Origin of the sequence: Mesorhizobium sp. M3A.F.Ca.ET.175.01.1.1, assembly GCF_004791945.1 — a bacterium.
In the GTDB taxonomy this organism is placed as follows: domain Bacteria; phylum Pseudomonadota; class Alphaproteobacteria; order Rhizobiales; family Rhizobiaceae; genus Mesorhizobium.
On record NZ_SRTP01000143.1, the window covers coordinates 1 to 366 of the forward strand.

1 protein-coding gene is annotated in these 366 nt (G+C 65.6%); it reads left to right on the top strand.

The genetic code is table 11. The features are described 5' to 3' along the window. A partial coding sequence (locus EN818_RS31105; RefSeq protein WP_189523992.1) for a transposase occupies window positions 1–366 on the top strand: 366 nt, incomplete at both ends.

Consider the following 366-nt stretch of genomic DNA (forward strand, 5'->3'; position numbering starts at 1 on the left):
GGTGTCTCGCCCGACGGCACACGCTGGATCTCGTGGAGGCCGGGATTCTTTTTACCCTTGCGCGTGCTGTCGCGCCTGTTTCGACGCCGCTTCCTGGAGGAACTGCGAGTGGGCCATGATGCGGGCTGGCTGGGCTTCTTCGGCGATCTCGCCCACCTGGCAAAGCCCGATGCCTTCGCCCGCTTGCTCGCCGAAGTCCGTCGCCTCGAATGGGTCGTCTATGCCAAGCCGCCCTTCGGCGGGCCGCAACAGGTGCTGGCTTATCTCGGCCGCTACACCCACCGCGTCGCCATCGCCAATTCCCGCCTAGTCAGCATGGTCGACGATCGCGTCGCGTTCCGCTGGCGAGATTATCGTCATGGCGCC